Origin of the sequence: Lachnospira pectinoschiza (genome assembly GCF_020564355.1) — a bacterium.
Lineage (GTDB): Bacteria > Bacillota > Clostridia > Lachnospirales > Lachnospiraceae > Lachnospira > Lachnospira intestinalis.
Genome location: NZ_JAJCRR010000002.1, coordinates 403,223 through 420,107, shown reverse-complemented (window position 1 = coordinate 420,107; position 16,885 = coordinate 403,223). Strand labels below are relative to the sequence as shown.

General features: G+C 42.8%; 15 protein-coding genes, 1 pseudogene and 1 other annotated feature. Of the genes and pseudogenes, 1 reads left to right on the top strand and 15 read right to left on the bottom strand.

Features of this window, described 5'->3' with window-relative positions:
• Nucleotides 1–106: 106 nt before the first annotated feature.
• Nucleotides 107–374 (bottom strand) — a binding site (T-box leader).
• Nucleotides 375–405: 31 nt separating this feature from the next.
• From LI288_RS05165 to LI288_RS05150, 4 genes are all read right to left on the bottom strand, one after another.
• On the bottom strand, nucleotides 406–1,740 hold the full coding sequence (locus tag LI288_RS05165; protein WP_227089662.1) for a DUF4129 domain-containing protein: 1,335 nt from the start codon (nucleotides 1,738–1,740) through the stop codon (nucleotides 406–408).
• Nucleotides 1,730–2,929 (bottom strand): DUF58 domain-containing protein, encoded by a 1,200-nt coding sequence (locus LI288_RS05160; RefSeq protein ID WP_227089661.1) that lies wholly within the window; start codon nucleotides 2,927–2,929, stop codon nucleotides 1,730–1,732. The genes LI288_RS05165 and LI288_RS05160 overlap by 11 nt, the downstream gene beginning before the upstream one ends.
• The gene (locus tag LI288_RS05155; RefSeq protein WP_227089660.1) at nucleotides 2,929–3,879 is read right to left on the bottom strand and encodes an AAA family ATPase; all 951 of its coding nucleotides are present in this window, start codon (nucleotides 3,877–3,879) and stop codon (nucleotides 2,929–2,931) included. The genes LI288_RS05160 and LI288_RS05155 overlap by 1 nt, the downstream gene beginning before the upstream one ends.
• 110 nt (nucleotides 3,880–3,989) lie before the next feature.
• Nucleotides 3,990–4,445, bottom strand: coding sequence for an Lrp/AsnC family transcriptional regulator (locus tag LI288_RS05150; RefSeq protein WP_022433322.1), 456 nt, complete (start codon nucleotides 4,443–4,445; stop codon nucleotides 3,990–3,992).
• Between the two features lie 317 nt (nucleotides 4,446–4,762).
• Here LI288_RS05150 and LI288_RS05145 point away from each other — a divergent pair, with 317 nt between their 5' ends.
• Complete coding sequence (locus tag LI288_RS05145; RefSeq protein ID WP_022433321.1) at nucleotides 4,763–5,089, top strand: DUF1292 domain-containing protein; 327 nt, start codon at nucleotides 4,763–4,765, stop codon at nucleotides 5,087–5,089.
• Nucleotides 5,090–5,149: 60 nt separating this feature from the next.
• On the opposite strand, the gene LI288_RS05140 is transcribed toward LI288_RS05145, so the two are convergent.
• The 11 genes and pseudogenes from LI288_RS05140 to glmS form a co-directional block, all read right to left on the bottom strand.
• Nucleotides 5,150–7,045, bottom strand: a complete 1,896-nt coding sequence (locus LI288_RS05140) for an ATP-dependent helicase (protein WP_227089659.1) — start codon at nucleotides 7,043–7,045, stop codon at nucleotides 5,150–5,152.
• Nucleotides 7,046–7,076: 31 nt separating this feature from the next.
• Complete coding sequence (locus tag LI288_RS05135) at nucleotides 7,077–7,577, bottom strand: GreA/GreB family elongation factor (RefSeq protein ID WP_022433319.1); 501 nt, start codon at nucleotides 7,575–7,577, stop codon at nucleotides 7,077–7,079.
• A complete protein-coding gene (locus LI288_RS05130) occupies nucleotides 7,562–8,161 on the bottom strand; it encodes an indolepyruvate oxidoreductase subunit beta (protein ID WP_227089658.1) in 600 nt (199 codons plus the stop codon). Before LI288_RS05130 ends, LI288_RS05135 begins: the two co-directional genes overlap by 16 nt.
• Nucleotides 8,158–9,717 (bottom strand): thiamine pyrophosphate-dependent enzyme, encoded by a 1,560-nt coding sequence (locus LI288_RS05125; protein WP_227089657.1) that lies wholly within the window; start codon nucleotides 9,715–9,717, stop codon nucleotides 8,158–8,160. The genes LI288_RS05130 and LI288_RS05125 overlap by 4 nt, the downstream gene beginning before the upstream one ends.
• 614 nt (nucleotides 9,718–10,331) lie before the next feature.
• Complete coding sequence (locus LI288_RS05120; protein WP_022433315.1) at nucleotides 10,332–10,871, bottom strand: ECF transporter S component; 540 nt, start codon at nucleotides 10,869–10,871, stop codon at nucleotides 10,332–10,334.
• Between the two features lie 433 nt (nucleotides 10,872–11,304).
• Nucleotides 11,305–11,976, bottom strand: coding sequence for an energy-coupled thiamine transporter ThiT (locus LI288_RS05115; protein ID WP_022433314.1), 672 nt, complete (start codon nucleotides 11,974–11,976; stop codon nucleotides 11,305–11,307).
• A 48-nt stretch (nucleotides 11,977–12,024) separates the two neighbouring features.
• A pseudogene (locus LI288_RS05110) lies at nucleotides 12,025–12,312 on the bottom strand (PD-(D/E)XK nuclease domain-containing protein); the annotation flags it as partial.
• Nucleotides 12,313–12,527: 215 nt separating this feature from the next.
• A complete protein-coding gene (locus LI288_RS05105) occupies nucleotides 12,528–13,538 on the bottom strand; it encodes a GGGtGRT protein (RefSeq protein ID WP_227089656.1) in 1,011 nt (336 codons plus the stop codon).
• A 15-nt stretch (nucleotides 13,539–13,553) separates the two neighbouring features.
• Nucleotides 13,554–14,258, bottom strand: a complete 705-nt coding sequence (locus LI288_RS05100) for an iron-sulfur cluster assembly scaffold protein (RefSeq protein WP_022433311.1) — start codon at nucleotides 14,256–14,258, stop codon at nucleotides 13,554–13,556.
• A gap of 97 nt (nucleotides 14,259–14,355) precedes the next feature.
• Nucleotides 14,356–15,027, bottom strand: coding sequence for an acyltransferase (locus LI288_RS05095; protein ID WP_022433310.1), 672 nt, complete (start codon nucleotides 15,025–15,027; stop codon nucleotides 14,356–14,358).
• A 21-nt stretch (nucleotides 15,028–15,048) separates the two neighbouring features.
• The gene (gene glmS, locus LI288_RS05090; RefSeq protein WP_022433309.1) at nucleotides 15,049–16,869 is read right to left on the bottom strand and encodes a glutamine--fructose-6-phosphate transaminase (isomerizing); all 1,821 of its coding nucleotides are present in this window, start codon (nucleotides 16,867–16,869) and stop codon (nucleotides 15,049–15,051) included.
• Nucleotides 16,870–16,885 lie beyond the last annotated feature (16 nt).

The following is a 16,885-nucleotide window of genomic DNA, read 5'->3' as shown; positions in this document are numbered from 1 at the left end:
TAATATTATTATGATGCCCGAAGCAAAAATCTAAAAGCTATTGCCCCTGCATCTGATTATAATAAGTAAAACAAAAAGTCTTCCGTCCCAGCATATCAAACCTATGCCAAGAGACGAAAGACCATAATCTCACGCGTTACCACTCTTATTTCACGAAAATCCTCGTGCACTCACTGAATACGGGCAAAAACCTTATATTCTGTCCACTATAACGGCTGGCTCCCGGCTACGCCTACTCAAAACAATCTTATATGTCATGCTTTTTTCAGATAGCAGCTCCAAGGCGAGTTCAATGCTTCCCTTCCGTTATCTCACACCAACCGATAACTCTCTGACTCCGGTAGACATCTAATATTCCTCTTCATTGCATTTACTTATTATGGTAATCATCATACATGATTGACTTTAAGATGTCAAGTCTTGTTTTAACATTTCTTTAAAATGCTTTGTTTCCTCTTTGGAAACCGGCTCTTTCGCATACCGTGCCTTTTCATATAACTGCGTAATCTGCGCACCGTATCCATCGTCCTTTGTAATATATTCTGCCGTAAGCTCCTGTGGGGTCTGTGTACCGTCCGGCCGGTGTTCTTTTGCCTTTTTTAGCACCTGCCGCTTATACGCTTTTCGCAGACTTTCCGTTTCCGGTGCCGTCTTTATGGTATCTGTTTCTGTTTTCTGCTTTCTGACACGCACGGTTTCTTTTTCAAGCGTTGTAATTTCTTCAATATAACCCTGTGGTTTTCTCTTTTTATTAAAGTTCTTTACATAGCGGTAAATCAGATAACAGATACCGGCAGCTGCCGCAATGATTAAAATAACCGCAAGTGCTTCCAAAACAGCCGATGCCGCCGCAGAAGGTTCATAAATTTCCTCCACATCACTCAAATCCGCATCAGTTTCAGCCTGCGTTGTCTGTTCTTCCGCAACGGTCGAATCTCCACCTCCACTGCCCCATATTGCAAGAATAACTTTTAACAGTCCTTTCAGCGCCGCCATGCCACCGGCACCTATCACTTGAAATATATTGCCGTACTCGCCGTTATAGAACAACAGCATTGCAATCAGCATTAAAAATACTGTTGTGAGAATAATCCGGGTGTTGACCTGCTTTAACTGCTGTACCGGAAAATGGGTCTTATCTTTGTTAGTAAGAAATACTGTGTTTAATTTCTTTAAATCCCGGTAGACAACCTCCAGCAGAACAAACAACACAAACAGCACAACTTCGCTGTTCATGACAAGATTACTCTCCACAAGGTGTCCAATCATGTATCCTAATATCATAAATGCACAAAACGGCAGCGGAATCTGTTCGCTTGCCACCAGATTTTTTTTGATTTCAAGCTGTTCCGCCAAATCCAGTCCGTCGGCATCATCGGATAACGGCGTATTGCTCAAATCATTCTTTTGCAGTGTAATTGTTTTTAAACGAATCGAATACCCCGCAATCAGTGCCGCAATTAAAAAGTATGAAAACCGCTCCGCATCGGTTGTTCCCATAAAAAATGCCGCCGCAATAATCGCAATATGAAGCACGATAAACGGCTTAAACAGTTTGATTTTTCTGCGGCTGTAATATGCCGCCGCCACAAACACAAAGATAATCAGGGATTTCCACAACTGTGAAACCGGCTTTTGCAATGCACCGAAATAAACTGCCATAAATGCACTGTAAAATGTAATCATCTGAATAACAACTTCCAAGATTTCCATGGAACGTGATAGCTTTTTATCCGTCATTTCTGTCCACCTCCCATGCCGTAAAATCCATACTGTCGGTCATTCCCGCCGGGAATACTTCTTCTCTTTCATCAATAAAGTACGGCACAATCCACATTCCGCCGTTTCCCGCGCCGCCTGACACATTACCCGATATGCCGCCGGTAAGCTGTCTGTAGCCTTCTTTTAAATTTTCACGGCGATTCTGCGAAATCATAATATACGTCATATTCGTACTGCCCGGTACCGCCCGGTAATCCTCACCGTACACACCGTTTTGCATTTCCTTTATAATGTCCTTAAACTCCCGCACGGAAAGGCTTAAATCAAGTCCCGCAAGCACCGTATTCACATTGTTTAAATGTGCCAGCCCGCTTGCGCCGTAAACAACTGCTTCTTCCCCAGTTTCACCGTTTCTTGCATTGCTCAATAACGATACCTGTATGCCCTGTTCGATAAACATCTGCGCCAGTCCTGATGCAATGGAAATGCTCTCCTCCGATAATTTTTCCTTTGGAATCATGCCCTCCGGCTCAACATTTAACAAAATGCAAACCTGCTGGCAGGTGCTTTCATTGTACTGGTTGACCATTAACTGCCCGCTTTTGGCGGTTGCCGGCCAGTTGACCTGATTCATGGAATCGTAGCTTTGATACTCCCTGATTCCACGAAACATAAAATGGTCTTCATACAGATATTTATTGCGCTCCACCGTGCCCATCATCTGAAAAAACGGCACTGCCAGCCTATCCGTGTCTGCTGTTTTCGGATAAACGGTAATGACAGCATCCTGCGCTGACTCCGCAGCAAGCACATCTCCCATAAATGCACCGGTAGACACCATTTGTACATTACGGATACGGTATATGCCTCTTTTCGTACAGCGAAGCGGAATCCGCCGTACCGCCTGCTGATAATTCATTAATGAAAAGACGTCATTGCGGTATGCCTTATCCGATACCGCATTGCTTCCATCCTTTCCTAAAAAAAACAGGCTTTTATCCGTCTGAAATTTCACATAAATATACGGCAGTGGCAGATATTTTCTGTTTGCCACGGTTTCAATCAATTCAATTTCATCGCCTTTTACGGCATGGTCTGATGAAAAACGGATTTCCACGGACAGCCCCTTATTCCAATAACGCGCATACAGCTGCCCGACTGCCCAGTACACCAGACCTGCCCCAATCAGCATTATCAATACTACCATTATTTACCCCAGTCTTCGGTTGGTACTTCTACCGATTCCATAATTGTCTGCATAAGTGCATTTCTGTTGTCCTGATAAGTCAGTCCGTGTCTTAATACCAGTCTGTGTGCAAAGACCGGTTCTGCGAGTATGCGGATATCTTCCGGCACAATATATTCCCGCCCTTCAATATACGCAAATGCGCGTGCGGCATTAACCATGGTAAGCGTTCCTCTCGGACTGACGCCGATTGCCACACTGCTGTGTTTTCTTGTTGCCGCTGCAATATCTACAATGTAGCCCATAAGGGACGGATGTACATACACCTCTTTTGCTTCCTGCTGCATTTTAAGGACTTCTTCCTTACTGCATACACGCTCCACTGATGTAAGCGGACTTGCCTTTAAGAAACGGTTTAAAATCTCGATTTCTCCGTCCTTTTCCGGGTATCCCATACAGATTTTCATCAGAAATCGGTCAAGCTGTGCTTCGGGAAGCTGATATGTACCCGCTGTTTCAATCGGATTCTGCGTTGCGATTACTAAAAACGGTTCTTCTAACCGGTACGTATCGGAATCCACCGTCACCTGATGTTCCTCCATACATTCAAGCAGTGCCGACTGTGTACGCGGCGTTGCACGGTTAATCTCATCTGCCAGCAAAATGTTGGAAAATACAGGTCCTCTGCGGAAGACAAATTCACCGGCCTTCTGATTGTAATAATTAATTCCCGTTACATCCGATGGCAGTAAATCCGGTGTAAACTGAATCCGGCTAAACTGTGCATCGACAGACTTTGCAACGGTCTTTGCAAGCATTGTCTTTCCGGTTCCCGGAACATCTTCAAGCAGGACATGTCCCCCTGCAATCAGGCTTGTCAGAACCAGTTTTGTCACGTCTTCCTTTCCTACAATCACCTTGGAAACATTATCCATAATTTCTATTACTTTTTTCTGGTAATTCATACCCATTTTTATATCCTCCGATTTTTTAATTCAACTGTTATGAGTATAACAAAAAAACTGTCATTGCCGCAACACAATGCCAGTTTTTTCATACTTTTTCATTCTTTTCTTATAATTTATTCGTCTGCAGGCATTTCTGCATTGACATCAATTCCTCTTGGTGCAACCGGTGTCGAGAAAACTATCTGTGTACTGGTTCTGCCGAACTTCTGAAGCTGTCCGATAAACGTATCCAGCTCCATTGTGCTTGGGAACACCACCTTTAACAGCATGGAATACGTCCCTGTAACACAGTTACACTCCACCACATTCGGACAGGATTTAATAAACGGATAAAACTCCGGCTTCTGCACCGGCGCAACCTCCAGATTAATAAATGCCGTAATATGGTAGCCAAGCTTTAACTGGTTAATCTTTACTTCATATCCCTCAATAATTTCTTCCTTCTCCAGACGCTCAATTCTTGCAGAAACCGCCGGTGATGATAAAAACACCTTTTCGGCAAGTGCCTTTAACGGCATTCTCGCATTCTGCTGTAATAATGTAATGAGTTTTTTATCAATCTTATCCATCTTGCTCTCCATTCCGTCGTTTTTACGACATTTATTTCTCAAGTCTTCGTATATAAAATACATAAAAAGGACAATTCTAAAGTATGGTTTAAATAATATACCGCCTTTAAAATTGTCCCCATTGACATCGTTATTTATTTACTGCTACTATACAACAATTTATCCGTTTGCGCAATAATTTTTTTAATATATAAAAAATTCCATCTTTTTGCTTAATATTCTTTATTGCAGTTGCTTTTTTTTGCTTCTTCTGCTAAAGTTTTAATGAACTGTACACTTTAATAAAAAGCCGTATCTACGGCAGAATGGAGATTTTTATGTCAGAACAGACAAACAATAGTGAATATAATACCGTAACCCTTTCTTTAGATGACGGAACTGAATGTGAATGTGCGATTATCCGCATTTTCCCTGCCGGTGAAAATGATTATATTGCCCTGCTTCCGTTAGAAGGCGAAGCCGCCGAACAGGACGAAGTTTATCTGTACCGTTATGTTGAAAATGACGGCCGGGAGCCTTCGCTTTTAAACATCGAATCCGATGAAGAATACGAACTGGTTTCCGAAGCTTTTGATGAAGAATTAGATGCGATGGAATATGAAGATTTATATGCACAGGAAGACGAAGAAAACGAAGAAGCCTAAAACGCTTCATCCCTGAAAATCATCCCGGCGGCAATTGATATTTACTTCCGTCGGGATTTTTTATTTATCCTCAATCAGTTCCCATACGGCACTGCTTCTGTCTATTTCCTGTAAGAAGCGGGATATTTTCTGTGCTTTTCCTGCACGCTCCCTTGGAAAATATAAATGCAGTTCTTCCTTTGCCCTTGTCATTGCTACGTAAAACATTCTGCGTTCTTCTTCAAGTTCCTTTTCCAGTACCGCCTTATGGTACGGCACATTTCCCTCATTTAAACCGACAAGAAAAACTTTTTTATACTCCAGCCCCTTTGAGGCGTGCATGGTGCTGACGGTGACACTGTCCATGCTGTTTCTGCCTCTGTCGCCACCTGCATTATCCGGCTTTTTATTCTGCAACTGCTCTGTATATGCTTTAATGTATTCAAACCATTCCGGAAAAGTCCGACACGTTTTTGTGCTTTGTGAAATCTCGTCCAGTATTTCATAAAGTGATGCTTTATCCTGCTTTTTTTCATCTGCATACTGGCGGATGTAGTCCTCGTATCCAATGGCCTTTCGTATATAATTGACTGCGGCAAACGGTGAAAATTTTGACAAGATTAAAATATCATCTTCCAACTGTTCTACCCGGTCTTTCAGCGCACTTTTTTCTGCATAAAAAGCTTTTGCCCTTTCAAAATCAACTACTGTATCCGCAAATGCTTCTCTGGATAAATACCTCACCGGACGGTTGATAATACGAAAAAAATATTTTCTTTCACGGCTTCCCATTGCCAGATGAATATATGCCAGAATATCCTGTGCAATCCAGTGTTCAAACGGATTTAAGAAATGCTCTTTAATTGTAAATGGAATTTTATATTGCAGAAATGTCTGTAGAAAATCCTGTGCCCCGGTATTTGTCCGCACCAGTACGGCAATATCGGAAAATTTCCCCTGCTTTGAATGTTTTAAGATTTGTTCTGCCAGAAACTGATTCTGTTTTTCTGTACTTTCAAACTCTTTGACGACAACACACGCGGTCTGCATTCCGTACCCGGTCTGCGCCGCCACAATATCTTTTTCATAACGGTTTTTATTATGTGCAATCACAGATTTTGCCGCCGCCACAATCGGAGCCCTGCACCGGTAATTCACACACAGATTAATCTGAACCGCTTCAGGATAAATCTTTTTAAATTCCTGCATATAATCCGGACAGGCTCCGCGGAATCCGTAAATACTCTGGTCATCGTCACCAACGATAAAAAGATTGCGATATCTGTCTGCCAGTAACTGCAACGTCTGAAACTGCTGTGCATCAATATCCTGAAATTCATCCACTAAAATATATTGATACTGTTCCTGCCACTGCCACAAAATATCTTTCCGCTGTGAAAACAGGTCATAACAATACACTGTCATATCTTCAAAATCAATCAGCCGCTTTGCCGTAAGATATTGTTGATATTTGTGATAGATTTCACAAAGAATCTCCTGCGGGCAGATTCCCGCAGCTGCCACCGGCTGTGTATCCGGGCTTTTCCCACTCCTCTTTACATTGCTAATCCACGCCGTAGCGTGCCGAATCAGTTCCATGGTATCTGTAATTTCCAGTTCATACTCATTTAAAATATTTTTAAAAAACCGTGTCTGCTCCTGCTGTGTAATAATGTTATCTGCACGGTATCCGTATGCTTTTCTTAAAATCATAAAAAAGAAGCTATGGAACGTCTGAAAGCAGACACCCGAATACCGGTTATCCGACAATTTCAAAAATCGTTCCTTCATCTCTGTTGCCGCCGCCCTCGTAAAAGTAATCACTAAAATATGCTCCGGCGCAACACCGCATTTTTCAATCAGATTTAAAATGCGGTATGTTAATACAGTGGTTTTTCCACTTCCCGGCCCTGCCAGCGTAATACACGGTCCGTTAAAATGCCGGATTGCCTCTAACTGTGCTTTGTGAAATTCCAATCTCCTGCCTCATCCTTTCTTTTGCTTTCTTTTAATAGCTCTGGATTTTATCCCCCGAATCATCTGTTTTCTGAATCGACTTTATCACAACATAATAGCTGATATGGTCATTCACCTCTACGAGTACACGGTCACCGACCTTATGTCCGAGCAGTGCCTTTCCCAGCGGACATTCAATGCTGATATAGCCTTCCAGCGAATCGCCGCGCACCGTCGTAACCAGCTTAATTGTTTCTGTCGAGCCATCGTCTTCATAATAGATTTCAACCGTATTATTGACCCCTGCCTCATCTTCTGCCGATTCATCGGAAATGACAACCGCAGATTTAATCATTCTCTGCAAATATCGGATACGGCTTTCATTCTGGTTTTTAAATTTTTTAGCGGCATGGTATTCAAAATTTTCACTTAAATCCCCATGCGCTCTCGCCTCTTTTACATCCTCCAAAGCCTGTTTCCTGACAACCTGTACACGGTACTCAATTTCATCTTCCATTTTTTTTATATCATTTTTCGTCAATTCGTTGTGCATACTACTCTCCATTCCGCAGGCGATTTTTGTGTCTGCTCATAAAACTCCCAGCCCTCAAGAAATGCTTTCTTATCTTTCTCTAAAAATTCGGCTGCTACATTCTGTTCCAGTGCCTTTATTCCGTCCTCCCTTGAAAATCCAAGGCATCCTGCTGCCGCACCGACCATACGGACGTTTAATGTCTTATCCCGAAGTGGAATTTCTTCCATATAATATACGTAGTATTTCTGTTCAAGCTGTGTGCGGATACTCTGCGGATATATACCGCCGTCTGATGCTGTCGGTTTAATCCGGCAGTTACACATCAGCAAAATTCCATTTTCTTTTAAATATGATGCGTACCGCAGGGCTTCCAGTTCTTCCAAGGCAATCAGTACATCAACCTCTCCGGCTTGTGCAAGCGGCGCATATACATGTTCCCCGAAGCGCACCTGTGTCACGACACTGCCGCCCCGCTGGGACATTCCATGAATTTCCGATATTTTCACATGCAGCCCTGTCTGATATGCCATTGTGCCAAGTATCTTTCCTGCAAAGATCGTACCCTGGCCGCCTACTCCTGCAATTATAACATTTTTTATCATTCTCTGTGCCTCTTTCTTAATACACACGGTGCCTGTGCAATAATAACCGTAACACTTTTCCGCGGAACTGCTTCCAACAGCAGTTCCTTCATTTTCTTTGTATCAAATGCATTGACCTCGTAAACATCCAAAATACCCAGTGAACGACATAATTTTGCAATAGAAATGGGCATAACCTCGCCCTGTTGAAGCGTTGCACCCGAAGAGGCATGGTCCTGATGTCCGGTCATTGCTGTTGTACCGTTATCCAGTATAATCACTGTGCCTGTGCCTTTATTGTACACCATATTTATCAGACCGTTTATTCCTGTGTGCATAAAAGTTGAATCCCCAATTACTGCAACCCAGTCTTTGATATACGCACTGCCCTTTGCCTTTTCCATGCCGTGCAGGGTTGAAATTCCCGCACCCATACACACCACGTCATCTATCACTTCAAACGGCGGAAGTGCTCCAAGCGTATAACAGCCGATATCCCCCGCCACATGATAATTCATCTGCTTTAACAGTGAAAAAACTGCCCTGTGCGGACAACCCGGACAAAAAGACGGTGGTCTGCGCATCAAATCTCCTGTTATAGCTTCTTTTAACGGTTCATTTAAAATGCCATGGCGAATCAGATTCACACTGTATTCTCCGTGTCGTGTAAAAAGTTCCTTTCCCTGACAGGCAATTCCCCACGACTGCACCTTTTCCTGTATCACCGGTTCTAATTCTTCAACAATATAAAGCTGCTTTACCTTTTTTGCAAATGCAGTAATCAGGTCTTTTGGCAGTGGATTGACAATACCCAGCTTTAAAACCGAAGCCTGTGGCATGGCTTCCTTGACGTACTGATAGGCTATACCGCCTGTAATAATACCGATATCCATGTCCTGATATTCTATGGTATTGATGTCAAAATCAGAACACTCCCGCTCCAACTGTTCCATGCGTTCTTCAACAAATATATGCCGTTTGCGGGCAAAACCCGGAAGCATAACATTCTTTGCCGCATTTTTCACATAGGGCTTTTCTGTATTCGCAATGCGTGGTTCTTCCGTAACCGGTTCTCTGGAGTGGGAAAGTCTTGTGGTTGTATGTAAAATTACCGGCGTATCGTACTGTTCACTGTATTCAAATGCTTTTTTCATAAATGCCTTAGCCTCACAGCAATCTGCAGGCTCCAATACCGGTATCTGTGCCGCTTTTGCAATACAACGCGTATCTTGTTCATTCTGCGAACTGTAAATTCCCGGATCATCTGCCGCTACCAGCACCAGTCCACCGTTTACCCCCATATACGCTGCCGTATAAAGCGGGTCACTGGCAACATTGACTCCGACCTGCTTCATGGAGGCCATAGCACGCACACCCGAAAGCGACGCGCCGATTGCCGTTTCCAGTGCGGTCTTTTCATTGGACGACCACTCGCAGTATACCTCACGATACTGCGCAAGACTTTCATTAATCTCTGTACTCGGTGTTCCCGGATATGCCGCCGAAACCTTTACCCCCGCTTCATAAGCTCCTCTTGCAATCGCTTCGTTTCCAAGCATTAACCTGACTTCCGACACCGCTTTAATCCCCCTTCCGTATATCTGATTGAATATGTTTTTGAATGTCCTGTCCGATAAATTCTTTACGTTCTTCTTCGTCGAGCCGTGTGTATTCTTCATAAGGCTTGCTGAGTTTTATCATCGGTTCTGAACAGATTTTGCAGGAAATATCCGTTTCCCGCTGTAGATAAAATATTTTATTGCAACTTTTACAATAATAAACCTTCAACATTCGTATATTTCCTCTCTCTGTCGGGCATTCGCCCTATCAGACGAATGCGTCTAAAAGAGCTTTGTGCAAGCACAGCTCTTTTTTCCGCTTCCCTTCGGCTCTCTTTCGCCGTGCATGTGCAGGAACGCTTCGCGCCCCTGCACTGTCGGGCGTTCGCCCTATCAGACGAATGCGTCTAAAAGAGCTTTGTGCAAGCACAGCTCTTTTTTCCGCTTCCGTCTGGCACGGCTCATTGCTTACGCACATTATAGCACAATACGTATGTGGGGCAAATTATTTTCAGAAAATATTTTATTAAATTTTTCAATATTTTACGGGCTGCTTTTGCCGATAACGCAAAATGAGCCTTGTTGAAATACTCTGTAATGTATTTCAACAAGACTCATTTTCTTCTTTCATTTTATCTGTTTTTTACAACTTTTGATAAGCCTGTGCCTACAACTATAAATACAATAAGGTTGACAACGGATTTTAACAGCAGTCCCGGTGCTGATGCCAGTCCTAATGCCCAGCTTCCGTACAGGATTCCGCCGAAAAATACATATCCTGCTGTCATAAACAGCAATGTCACAACTGCTCCCACAAGAACGCGTACCGATATAACCGGCTTTCTTGAAACCTTATTCTGAAAAATATAGCAGGCAATGAGCGGCATTATTGTCTTTATCAGAAGTGTCGGTACTGCCCACACCGGATATCCTGTCAGAATATCTGCCATTGCCGAGCCGATACCGCCTGCAAGTGCTCCAACCACCGGTCCGAATAAATAAGCGGTTATTAAAATCACACTGTCGCCAAGATGTGCATATCCCAGTGGAATCGGTATCTGAATCAGCATGGTTGCGATACAGGTCAGTGCCATACACACCGCCGTCATACAAAAATCCGTCATACTCAGATGGATACTTTCTCTTTTTACTGCATTTGTACTACTACTCATATTATTGTCCATTCCTTCCCGTAATTCATTTACATAATAGAATAACGGACATTGGTCTTTTCGTAAATACTCATTTCAGCTTTATCTTTTATAGCCAGATAGTCGCGGCTTTATGGTCAGTTTTATATCAGCGACCCCGCCGGTGCCGCAGCATCGGATACACCTCTGGAATTGGCAATCACCGTAATAATCATAAATGCAACCTGTATAAAACCGTCCTGCAGTGCCACCGGAATCCCAATTTTTAATACCTGCCCGTTGTTAAATCCTGTTCCATATCCTATGTTTCCTCATTTCCATATCATTTTTGCACTTTTTGTATTTTACATTTATTGCTTACACAGTATAAACTCTATAACGATTGTAGAGTCAAGGCAATTTTTTTTATTTTGCATTATTGGTTTGGAACAAATATATTATGTAATTACTGGTTTTACGCCTCACAAACCAGCTTTTTTACTGCCTGCATTGCCTCATTGACCGGCGGAAGTGCCAGCACAATTAATGTAATTGCTGCTTCCAGCCCGATATAAGCACCGTTGTATGCCAGCGAATATAAAATGGCACTATTAAAAAAATCCGGTGTATACACGGCAAAGAATATCCATCCGGATAAAAATGAGAAAAAGTACCGTCCTAAAATACCGGCAATATATCCCTTTATCAGACCCTTTTTCTTATTGGAAAATAATCCGGCAAGTCCTAATGCGCCAAATGCAAAAACATAGTCCATTAACATCTGCCAGATACTGATAATGTACGGATTAATCAGTAACTGCAAAATGCCGTATGCCACTGCCGTTGTAATACCGGTTCTGACACCGAACCAATAGCCTGTCAGCACGATAAACAGCATACTAAACAATGTCACCGAACCACCCATTGGCATATCAATAATTTTAAACATGGACGTAACAACTGCAAGTGCCATTGCCATGGCGCAGAATGCAATCTGCTTTGCATCCATTTTTTTATTTTCGTCCCGAAACATACAGCCTGCCGCAAATACGACCAGCATCACTGCCGCCAGTGCCACATATCCCGCCACGGTCAGGTTATACGTCACATCCGAATCTTCAACGATTTTTGTTACAAAAAAATTCATTTCTTTCTCCTATTCTGTCCAGAGTATTTTTGTACTGCAACTGATATTCTATGCTTGTGCAATAAGTACATTTTTTCCTTCAAACGCAAATCCATAATGTTTTATTCTTTCCTTTGAAATGCCCCTTGCAATAAGCTCTGCATCATATCTTCCAAACCCGCTTTCCCGGTTGGAACGGATTTCATAGCTTTCTGACTGCTCAGCCATAAGTCCCAGAACGAAACCGTGATAAAATCTTTCCGGCTCACTTTCACCTGTTTTCCCCCAAACATCAAAAAAGCTGAATATTTCTGATGCAACTTTATTCATATAATAATTTACCGCTTCAATATCTCCTTGCCAGCAAAAGGCTCCAGATTGCACTCTCATCAATGTCGAGCTGTCCAAATACCATCTGTTCATCATTTTATGCTGATGTAATTATCCTATTTAATTTCCTATAAAGTAAAAAACAGGATAAATCAAACCGAATTACATCGAATCTGATTTACCCTGTAAACTCCACGTTAAGCGGTTTTATTAGATTTTAATTCCTGACAAATTATTTTTAATTAGAACTTACCGTTGTCAGCAGCTTCCTGGATAGCAACTGCAACTGCAACTGTAGCACCAACCATTGGGTTATTACCCATACCGATAAGACCCATCATTTCTACGTGAGCAGGAACTGATGAAGAACCAGCGAACTGTGCATCTGAGTGCATACGTCCCATAGTATCTGTCATACCGTAAGAAGCAGGACCGGCTGCCATGTTATCCGGGTGAAGTGTACGTCCTGTACCACCGCCTGAAGCAACTGAGAAATACTTCTTGCCGGCTTCTAATCTTTCCTTCTTATATGTACCTGCAACCGGATGCTGGAATCTTGTAGGGTTTGTTGAGTTACCTGTGATAGAGATATCAACATTTTCCTTCCACATGATTGCAACACCTTCTGTTACATCGTTTGCACCGTAGCAGTTTACCTTAGAACGGAGTCCGTCAGAGTAAGCTGTTCTGGAAATTTCCTTAACTTCGCCTGTCTTGTAATCCATTTCTGTTTCAACAAATGTAAATCCGTTGATTCTTGAGATAATCTTTGCAGCGTCCTTACCAAGACCGTTTAAGATAACTCTTAAAGGCTTTTTACGAACCTTGTTTGCCTTTTCTGCGATACCGATAGCACCTTCGGCAGCGGCAAATGATTCATGACCTGCTAAGAATGCGAAACATTCTGTATCTTCTTCAAGAAGCATCTTACCTAAGTTACCATGTCCTAAACCAACCTTACGCTGGTCAGCTACAGAACCCGGAATACAGAATGCCTGAAGACCTTCACCTAAAGCAGCAGCTGCTTCAGAAGCCTTTCTTGCACCCTTCTTGATTGCGATTGCTGCACCTACTGTGTATGCCCAGCATGCATTTTCAAAACAAATCGGCTGAATGCCCTTTACCATATTGTATACATCTAAGCCTGCATCCTTAGTAATCTTTTCTGCTTCTTCAATAGAAGAAATGCCATAGCTGTTCAATACGGAGTTAATCTTATCTATTCTTCTTTCATATGATTCAAATAAAGCCATTGTCGTATCTCCTCCTTACTTTACTTCTTCGTCTGTTCTTGGGTCAATAATCTTTACAGCGTCAGCAACTCTGCCGTACTGTCCACTTGCTTTTTCATAAGCTGTGTTCGGATCATCACCCTTCTTGATGAAATCTGTCATCTTTCCAAGACTTACGAACTTGTAACCAATAATCTGGTTATCCTTGTCAAGAGCGATACCTGTTACATAACCTTCTGCCATCTCAAGATAACGAGGTCCCTTCTTTAATGTACCGTACATTGTACCAACCTGAGAACGAAGTCCCTTACCTAAATCTTCAAGACCTGCACCAACTGCAAGACCGTCTTCAGAGAATGCACTCTGAGTTCTTCCGTATACGATCTGTAAGAAAAGTTCTCTCATTGCTGTGTTAATTGCATCACATACAAGGTCAGTATTTAAAGCTTCCATTACTGTGAGGCCCGGAAGAATTTCAGCTGCCATCGCTGCTGAATGTGTCATACCTGAACATCCGATTGTTTCAACGAGTGCTTCCTGAATGATACCTTCCTTTACATTCAGAGTGAGCTTACATGCACCCTGCTGTGGTGCACACCAGCCTACACCGTGTGTAAAGCCTGAAATATCCTTAACTTCCTTGTTCTGTACCCATTTTCCTTCTGTAGGAACCGGGGCTGCGCCATGATGAACGCCCTGTGCTACTGGACACATATTTTCTACTTCTTGTGTATAAATCATTTTCATACTCCTTTCGTAACTTAAAGCAAATATACAGTACTTACTTTATTCGTACTTTGCTTATTTTCTCACAATCTCTGTAATTAGTCAATGTGCTTTATTGATTTTTTTCGACGATTTCCGTCTTATTCTTATAAATGCTTCCCGCCGGTACAAAGCCACGCACACTCGAAAGCGGGTAAATGTTGCTGTTTTTGCCAACAATCGTACCCGGATTTAATACGCTTCCACAGCCGACTTCTACACCATCTCCTAAAAATGCACCGATTTTTTTGATTCCGGTATCGATTGGCATATCCGGCGCCTTTATTGTAATCAGCTTTTTATCGGACTTGACATTGGATGTAATCGAACCGGCGCCCATGTGTGCCTTATATCCCAAAATGGAATCGCCCACATAGTTATAATGCGGCACCTGTACTTTATTAAATAAAATCACATTTTTTAATTCTGTCGAATTGCCGACAACAGCGCCCTCTCCGACAATTGCCTTGCCGCGGATAAATGCGCAGTGACGTACCTCCGCCTCTTTGCCGATAATACACGGACCGTTAATATACGCTGTCGGATAAACAGTTGCACTCTTTGCAACCCAGACATCTTCTGCCCGCTGTTCGTATTCATCCTCCGGCAGGGTCTTTCCCAGTTCTTTGATAAAATCACCAATTTTTGCAAGCACTTCCCACGGATAAGTACAATCCTTAAAAATGTCTGCGGCGATTGTTTCGTTTAAGTCATAAAGTGCAGAAATTGTAATCTGTTCGTTCATGAAATTTTCCGCCTTTCCTTTTTATTCTACCGTAACCGATTTTGCAAGGTTTCTCGGCTTATCTACATCATTGCCCTTTAAAACAGAGGTATAATAAGCAATCAGCTGTAACGGAGCTGCCGCTGCCATCGGCATAAGCTGTTCGTCGGTCTGCGGAAGACGGATAATGTAGTCTGCCACACCTTCTCCCACTTCAATACTGTTGTCGCAAATCAAGATAACCATCGCACCACGGGCTTTGACTTCACGGATATTACTTACCGTTTTTTCAATCAGCTTTTTCTGCGTTGCCACGGCAATGACCGGCATTCCCTCCGTAATCAGTGAAATTGTCCCGTGCTTTAATTCACCTGCTGCATAGGACTCAGAATGAATATAAGAAATCTCTTTTAATTTTAAAGAGCCTTCCATACTCAGTGCATAGTCCAGTCCCCGTCCGATATATAACAGACTTTCTGCATTGACAAGCTTTGAAGCCACAAAGGAACAGGTATCCTTTAATTCCAGCGTTTCTCTGATAATATCCGGCATCTGACCAAGCTGTGCCGTCAGTTCCATGCACCTTTCCTTGTCAATTGTACCGTTTGCATATGCCAGTTCAAATGCCAGCAGATACATCACCGAAATCTGTACCATATAGGCTTTGGTTGAAGCCACGGAAATTTCAGGACCGGCATGGGTATAGATGACCATATCGGCTTCTCTTGCAATTGAAGAACCGACCACATTGACAACTGCCAGTGTTGCCGCACCGACTTCTTTTGCAAGACGCAGTACTGCCATGGTATCTGCCGTTTCACCGGACTGTGAAATCACAATCATCAGATCGTCCTTTGTGATAATCGGATCACGGTAGCGGAATTCCGATGCAATATCAACTATCACCGGTTTTCTTGCAAGCTTTTCAATCACGTACTTGCCCACCATACCTGCATGCATCGCCGTACCACAGGCAACAATGAAAATCTGACGGTAATCCTTTAACTTCTGCATATCAACGCCGTCCTGTGACAAGTCCGGCATACCGTTTATAATACGGGGGCTGACCGTATCTCTGACTGCCGCCGGCTGTTCATGGATTTCCTTGAGCATAAAATGTTCATATCCGCCCTTTTCAGCCGCATCGACATCCCAGTCTGCTGTATTAATTTCTTTATGCACCGGTTCTTTGTGCATATCATAAATCTGGACACTGTCTTTTTTTACCACGGCAATTTCATTTGCCTCTAAAAGATAATAGTCCCTGGTGTACTTAATAATCGCAGGTACATCAGATGCGAGAAAATTCTCATTTTCACCGACACCGACAATTAACGGACACTCTTTGCGGACAGCAAATACAGTATCCGGATAATCACGGAACATAATGCCGAGTGCATAAGAGCCTTTAATTTCGGAAAGCACCTTAATAATGGTGTCAACCGGGTCATCAACATAATAGTAATCTAACAGCTTTGCTACGGTTTCCGTATCCGTTTCACTCACAAAGCTGTAGCCTTCTTCAATCAGGAAGTCCTTAATCTGCTTGTAATTTTCAATAATACCGTTATGTACAATTGAAACACGCTTATTGCCGTGCGGATGGGAATTAATATCAGACGGTTCTCCGTGGGTTGCCCAGCGGGTATGTCCGATACCGCAATGCCCCTGCGGTTTCCCGTCTACTGCCATTTTATCAACTAAATTAGCAAGACGTCCCTTGCATTTTTCAACCTTAATAACTCCTTTTTCAACGACAGCAATTCCTGCCGAATCATATCCTCTGTATTCCAGTTTTGACAGCGCATCCACTAATACATCCGCGCAGTCCCTGTCACCTACATAGCCAACAATTCCACACATTGTTTCCAGTCCTTTC